The sequence below is a fragment of the Cellulomonas septica genome (assembly GCF_012396155.1).
Lineage (GTDB): Bacteria > Actinomycetota > Actinomycetes > Actinomycetales > Cellulomonadaceae > Cellulomonas > Cellulomonas septica.
Window position 1 is genome coordinate 1 of record NZ_JAAXOY010000132.1, and the last position, 7032, is coordinate 7032.

Annotated in this window: 5 protein-coding genes; 2 read left to right on the forward strand and 3 right to left on the reverse strand. The window is 75.1% G+C overall.

The annotated features are described in order from the left end of the window. Positions 1 to 87: 87 nt before the first annotated feature. Entirely contained in the window at positions 88 to 669 is a 582-nt protein-coding gene (locus HGA02_RS07185; protein ID WP_168678451.1) for a P-loop NTPase family protein, read from the reverse strand. A 32-nt stretch (positions 670 to 701) separates the two neighbouring features. Beyond that, entirely contained in the window at positions 702 to 2858 is a 2157-nt protein-coding gene (gene malQ, locus HGA02_RS07190; protein ID WP_168678452.1) for a 4-alpha-glucanotransferase, read from the reverse strand. Between the two features lie 153 nt (positions 2859 to 3011). Between malQ and HGA02_RS07195 the strand changes: the two genes are divergently transcribed. Together HGA02_RS07195 and HGA02_RS07200 are read left to right on the forward strand one after the other, a co-directional pair. Then, positions 3012 to 5183 carry a prolyl oligopeptidase family serine peptidase gene (locus HGA02_RS07195; protein ID WP_168678453.1) on the forward strand — a complete coding sequence of 724 codons (2172 nt, stop codon included), beginning with the start codon at positions 3012 to 3014 and terminating at the stop codon, positions 5181 to 5183. Continuing rightward, positions 5180 to 6367 carry a mechanosensitive ion channel family protein gene (locus tag HGA02_RS07200; RefSeq protein WP_168678454.1) on the forward strand — a complete coding sequence of 396 codons (1188 nt, stop codon included), beginning with the start codon at positions 5180 to 5182 and terminating at the stop codon, positions 6365 to 6367. Before HGA02_RS07195 ends, HGA02_RS07200 begins: the two co-directional genes overlap by 4 nt. Before the next feature lie 118 nt (positions 6368 to 6485). Here the strand turns inward: HGA02_RS07200 and HGA02_RS07205 are convergent, their stop codons facing one another. Further along, positions 6486 to 6716, reverse strand: coding sequence for a PTS sugar transporter subunit IIB (locus HGA02_RS07205; protein WP_124343219.1), 231 nt, complete (start codon positions 6714 to 6716; stop codon positions 6486 to 6488). Between the last annotated feature and the right edge of the window lie 316 nt (positions 6717 to 7032).

The following is a 7032-nucleotide window of genomic DNA, read 5'->3' on the forward strand; positions in this document are numbered from 1 at the left end:
GTCCCGCCCGCGTCGACCAGCGCGCGGCGAGGAGCTGCGGCGGTCGGCCGCCGTCGGTCCCGCGCGTCCGGCATGGAGGCGCTGGAGTCAGCCGGCCTCGGGTGACGAACGCGCGGCGACCGGGCTCAGGGACGCCAGCCAGCGCTGCGCCTCGCGCGGGTGCCGCAGGCGGATCATCGCGACGTCGCCCGCGTCGTGCAGCGCCCCGTACTGGGCGCGGTACCGGGCGTGCTGCGTCCACGACCACAGCACGACGTTCTCGTCGGGGTCCCGGCGCAGCAGGTTGCGCAGCCGCTCCCGGTTGCCGTGCCACAGCTCCTGTCGCAGCAGCCCGCGACGCAGCGTCCGGGCGACGACGCGCCGCATGACGACACGACGCGGGTAGTCGAGCCAGACGAGCGCGTCGGCGTCGTCCAGGAGCCCCTGCCGGTGCGAGTTCCAGTTGCCGTCGGCGACCCAGCCGTCGCGCGCCCCGGGCGAGGCGAGGAAGTGCCGGACGATCGCGTGCGCCTCGGGAAGGTCGCGCTTCGTCCACTCCTCGGCCCAGAACACCGCGTCGAGCTCGAGGTGACCGACCCCCAGGCGCGCGGCGGCCGCACGCGCGAGGGTCGTCTTGCCGGAGCCGGTGTTGCCCACGACGCGCAGCCGGCGGAGGGCGGGTTCGGGCATCCGCCGATGCTCCCACGCACCGGCGACCGCGGTCAGGGGGTGATCGACCAGCGGCCCTCGTTGAGCACCTGCGCGAGCGAGTGCAGGCGGGCGTTGGTGAACAGGTCGTCGACGAGGACCACCTGCCCGGCGCTGTCCGCGAGCGGCACCTTCCAGTTCGGGTACTCCTGGTCCGTGCCGGGCTGGTTCTGCGCGCGACGCTCCCCCACGGCGTCGGCGAGCGACACCCCGACGAGCACGGACGGCGTCGCGAGGACGTACCGGTGCATCGCCTCGACGATCTCGCGCTCCGACGGGTCGTCCCCGAGCAGGTCGCGCGCACGCAGCGCGGCGAGCATGCGGTCACGTTCGGCCGCGGCTGCCGCCCGGACGGTCGCGACGGGCTCGGTGAGCAGACCGAGACGTTCTCGGATCGCGACGTGCTCGCCCGCGAGGTAGCCGGCGGTCGGGGGCAGGTCGTGCGTCGTGACAGTCGCGAGGACGAGCTCGCGGTAGTCCTCGGGCGCGAGCGGGTCGCCGTTCATGTCGCGCTCGAACCACAGGACCGACGTGCCGAGGATGCCGCGCTCGGACAGGTAGTCCCGGACCCACGGCTCGACGACGCCGAGGTCCTCGCCGATGACGATCGCACCGGCGCGGTACGCCTCGAGCGCGAGGATGCCGACGAGCGCCTCGTGGTCGTACCGGACGTAGGCGCCCTCGGACGGCGTCGCGGCGCCCTCGGGCACCCACCACAGGCGGAAGAGGCCGAGCACGTGGTCGATGCGGATCGCGCCCGCGTGCCGCAGCACGGTGCGGAGCATGTCGCGGTAGGGCCGGTAGGCGGCGCGCGCGAGGGCGTCGGGCTGCCACGGCGGCTGCGACCAGTTCTGGCCCTGCTGGTTGTACATGTCGGGCGGCGCACCGACGCTCGCGCCGCGCGCGAGCACCTCCCCGAGGGACCACACGTCGGCGCCCTGCGGGTGCACGCCGACGGCGAGGTCGTGCATGATCCCGATCGTCATCCCGTTGTCGAGCGCGGCGCGGTGCGCGTCGGACAGCTGCTCGTCGGCGACCCACTGCAGCCAGCGGTGGAAGGTCACGCGCTCGGCGAGCTCGACACCGGCCGCGGCCACCGCGTCGGAGCCCGGGTCGAGCAGCTCGGCGGGCCACGTGCGCAGGTCCGGCCCGTGCTTCTCCGCGAGCGCGCACCAGAGCGCGAACGTGTCGAGCCCCGGACCCTGCTCCTCGACGAACGCGTCGAAGGCCGCCTGGCGCGCGGCGGACCGCTCGAACGCGAAGACCACCTCGAGCGCGGCGCGCTTGGCCGTCCACGCCGCGTCGCGGTCGATCGGGCCCGGGTCGCTGTCGAGCGCGATCGCCTGCTCGCCCGCCCACTCGACGAGCGTCCGGTCGGCGGCCGACAGGTAGGCGGCCTCCGGCACCTCCTCGACGCGCAGGTACAGCGGGTTGACGAACCGCCGGGTGGTCGGCAGGTAGGGCGACGGCGTGAGCGGGACCTGCGGCTCCGCGGCGTGCAGCGGGTTGATGAGCAGGAAGTCGGCGCCGCGGCGGGCCGTCATCGCGCCGAGGTCGGCGAGGTCGACCAGGTCGCCCACCCCCCACGAGCGGCGCGACCGCACCGAGTAGAGCTGCGCCATGAAGCCCCACGCGCGCCCCGCGTCGAGCGTGTCGGGCAGCTCCAGGCGGTCCGGGGTGACGACGACGGCGCTGCGGGCGTTCGCGCTCGGACCCTCGGCGTGGATCTCGTGCCAGCCGAGCGGCAGGTCCGCGGGCAGGGTGAACGTGGCACGCCCCACGAGCCGGCCGTCGACCGAGCGGGGCGGTACGGGGACGTCGGCCTGCGTGACCTCGCGTCGGCCGCCGCCGACCTCCGGGTCGAGCTCGAGCCAGACGTCGACGGCGTCCTCGTGCGTCACGTGCACGGGCACGTGCGCCTGGCGGCCCTCCCGGACGACGACGACCGGCGGGAGCGTGCGCCGCCACGGCTGGTCCTCGCGGTGCGCGAGCGCGAGCTCGATCCGTTCCGGCGACGACGCGTCGACCCCGAGCGCCTTCAGGACGCCCTGCAGGGTCGCGGCCGACGCGATCTTGTGCTGCCCGTCGAACCCCCAGTAGTCGGGGGTGATGTCGTAAGCGGCCGCGAGGCGCAGGAGCGCGTCGGAGGGGGTCTGCTGGTCGTCGGCCACGCACCGATCCTGCCAGAGGCCCCCCGCGGAACGCAGGACGAGAGGGCGCGCCGACCAGCGGCGACACCGGTGCACCCGGGGGTCGTGAGCGCCGGCCGACGCGTGCGGGCGCCGGACGCGGGCGGTCAGGAGCGCGTCGTAGCCTTGCGGACCATGACGGCCCCTGCACTGCGCCCCTACCCGTCCGCCCACCGCCTGGATCTCGTCGAGGACCTGCACGGCCACCGTGTCGCCGACCCGTACCGCTGGCTCGAGGACGCCGACGACGACGCGACCCGCACGTGGTCGCAGGCGCAGGACGATTTGTACGCCGACTACCGCCAGGCGCTCACGGCCCGGGTCGGCGACGGCCCCTGGTCCGCGGAGCGGCTCACGACCCGGCTGCGCGAGCTGCTCGGCGCCGGTGTCGTCGGTGCTCCGGCCTGGCGCGGCGACCGGTACTTCTTCGTGCGCCGCACCGGCGAGCAGGAGCACGCGGTCGTGCTGGTCTCCGAGCCCGACTCGGACGCCGAGGGCGGTCGTCGTGAGCGCGTGCTGATCGACCCCGTCGCGCTCGACCCGGCGGGCACGACGACGCTCGACTCGTGGCAGCCGTCGAAGGAGGGCCGTCTGCTCGCGTACCAGGTGTCGCACGGCGGCACCGAGGAGAGCGTGCTCCACGTGCTCGACGTCGCGACGGGCGAGCTCGTCGACGGTCCCGTCGACCGCGCCCGCTACTCCCCCGTGGCATGGCTGCCCGGCGGTGAGGCGTTCTTCTACGTGCGCCGGCTCGCGCCCGACCTGGTGCCGGCCGACGAGCAGCAGTACCACCGGCGGGTCTGGCTGCACCGGGTCGGGACGTCGCCCGACGCGGACGTGCAGGTCTTCGGCGAGGGTCTCGACCTGACGAACTACTACGGCGTGTCCGTGTCCCGTGACGGCCGGTGGCTCATCGTGTCGGCGTCGGCGGGCACGGCGCCGCGGACCGACGTCTGGATCGCCGACCTCACCGCCGCGGGGGGCGTCGAGGCGCCGTCGTTCGTCGAGGTCGCGGTCGGGCTCGACGCGCAGACGGGCGCGTGGGTCGGGCGCGACGGGCGGCTGTACGTGCACACCGACCTGGACGCGCCGCGCGGCCGGGTCGCGGTGACCGACCCGACGAGCCCCGGCGTGCCGCACTGGCGCACGCTGCTCGCGGAGGACGGGACCGCGGTCCTCGAGGACGTCGCCTTCACCGACGGGGGCGGCGACGACCGCACGCCGACGGTGCTCGTCGCCTCCTGGCGCCGCCACACGGTGTCCGAGGTGACGTTGCACGACCCCACGACGGGTGCAAATCTGGGGGCGGTCGACCTGCCGGGCCTCGGCTCGGTGTCCGGGCTGGTCACGCGGCCCGACGGCGGCGGCGACGTGTGGTTCTCCTACACCGACCACACGGCCGTGCCGAGCGTGCAGCGCTTCGACGCGACGACCCGCACGACGTCGCTGTGGGCCGCCCCGCCCGGGACCGTCGCGGACGTGCCGCCGGTGCGCGCGCAGCAGGTCGAGGTCACGAGCGCCGACGGGACGGTCGTGCGCGCGTTCGTGCTCGCCCGGACCGACGCGCTCGACGCCGACGGACGACCGCTCGCACCGGCGCCGACGATCCTCTACGGCTACGGCGGCTTCCAGATCTCGCTCGACCCCGCCTACTCGGCCGCGACGCTCGCGTGGGTCGAGGCCGGCGGCGTGTACGTCGTCGCGAACCTGCGCGGCGGCGGCGAGGAGGGCGAGGACTGGCACCGGTCGGGCATGCGCGCGCACAAGCAGAACGTGTTCGACGACTTTCACGCCGTCGCGGACCACCTCGTCGCGGGCGGGTGGACGACCCCCGACCGGCTCGCGTGCTGGGGCGGGTCCAACGGCGGCCTGCTCGTCGGCGCGGCGCTCACGCAGCGCCCCGACCTGTTCGCGGCGGTCGTGTGCTCGGCGCCGCTGCTCGACATGGTGCGCTACCAGCGGTTCGGGCTCGGCGTGACGTGGACCGAGGAGTACGGCGACGCCGACGACCCCGTCGAGCTCGGCTGGCTGCTCGGGTACTCGCCGTACCACCGCGTCGTCGACGGCACCGCCTACCCGGCGACGCTGTTCACCGTGTTCGAGGGCGACACGCGCGTCGACCCGCTCCACGCCCGCAAGCTCGCCGCCGCGCTCCAGGCCGCGACGAGCGCCGACGTCGACCGGTCCCCCGTCCTCGTGCGCCGGGAGACCGGCGTGGGGCACGGCGCACGCGCGCTGTCACGCTCCGTCGCGCTGACCGTCGAGCAGCTGCAGTTCGTCGCCGACCGCACGGGGGCCGCCCGATGAGCCGCGCCCTCGCGCTCGCGGCGGCGCCCACGCCCAGCCCGTCCTCGTCGGACCCGGAGCTGCTGCCGGACGACAAGACGTCGCCCAACGCGTGGCTCGAGTGGTTCCTCGGCCTGCCGCTGCGGATCCTCATCATCGTCGCCGTCGGCAGCATCACCCTCGTGCTGCTCCGGCGCGCGATCCGCGGGGTGACCGACCACGTCGCCGACGGCACCCCGTGGTTCCAGCGGGGCGTCATGCGCCCGCTCGGCGACTCCGACGTCGCCCGCACCCTGCTGCGCGCCGCCGACCCGCTCGCGACCGCCCGCCGCGCGCAGCGCGCCCGCACGCTCGGGTCGGTCCTGCGGTCGACCGCCACGGTCGTCGTGGGGACGATCATGGTGCTGCTCATCCTCGCCGAGCTCGGCGTCAACATCGCGCCGTTCATCGCGTCCGCCGGCATCGTCGGCGTCGCCCTCGGCTTCGGCGCGCAGAGCCTCGTCAAGGACTTCCTCACGGGTCTGTTCATGCTGCTGGAGGACCAGTACGGCGTGGGCGACGTCGTCGACGTGGGGCCCGCGACCGGCACCGTGGAGGCCGTGACGCTGCGCGTCACCAAGATCCGCGACTCCGACGGGACGCTCTGGTACGTCCCCAACGGCACGATGCTGCGCGTCGGCAACAAGACGCAGGGCTGGGCGACGGCCGTCGTCGAGATCGACGTCGACTACTTCGCCGACCTCGACGAGGTGCGCACGCTCCTGCACGAGGCCGCGGCGCGCGTCGAGGCCGACCCGGCGCTGGGTGCGCACCTGCAGGGCGCGCCGACGATCACGGGCATCGAGCGGCTCAGCGCCGACGCGATCACGCTGCGGCTCAAGGTCCGCACGTCGCCGGCGATGCAGTGGGACGTGGCGCGCGCGCTGCGGACCGCGACGCGCGACGTGCTCGAGCGTGCCGGGGTGCCGCTCGCCGGTCAGCGCGACCTGCTCAAGGCCCACCGCGACGAGCTCGCCGGCATCGAGCCGTCCGCGCAGGCGGCCGAGCCCGACGAGGGTCAGGACGACCCGGACCAGGCCACCGGACCGCAGGACGAGGAGACGCAGGACGCGCCGCCCCCGCGCGACCCGCACGACACTCCCGTCCACGACGCCGTGGACCAGCGCGACGCGCGCCGTGCGGCACCGCCCGGCGACTCTGCCTGACGGTCACGGTCACCGGGCGCGTCGGTCCACGTCCGCCCGGTGACCCGGTGCCGGCGTCCGACCCCGGGAACGCCACCGGCCGGGCCGCAGGAGCGGTCCGGCCGGGAAGGTCGACAGGTCAGCGCAGCGACTCGAGCTCCGCCGCCAGGTTGTCGGCCTCGGGGCCGACGATCACCTGGACGATGTGGCCCGACCGCACGACGCCGAACGCGCCGCTGGCCTTGAGAGCCGTCTCGTCGACCAGGTGGGCGTCGCTGACCTCCACGCGCAGCCGCGTGATGCACGGCTCCAGGTCGACGACGTTCCCGTCGCCGCCCAGCGCAGCGAGGATCTGCTCTGCCTTGCTCATGGAACTCCCCAGGTCATCGGCGCCGGCCGGTCGGCGCGCGTCGTCAAGCCTAACCCCGCTCCGGCCACGGGGCTGGTGCGTGTCCGCTGGCCATCGGGCGCCCCGACGCATGAGACTGCCCTGCAACGTCGACGAGGAGGTCGCAGCACCGTGAGCCCCCACCCGCCCACCGTCGTCACCGGCATCGGGGTGGGCCCCGGCCGTGCCGTCGGGCCCGCGGCCTTCCTGCCCGAGCCCGTCGCCGAACCGCCCTCGGGACGCCGCCTCCCGCCCGGCAGCGACTACGCGGCGCAGGCCGCACGCGTCGGGGAGGCGT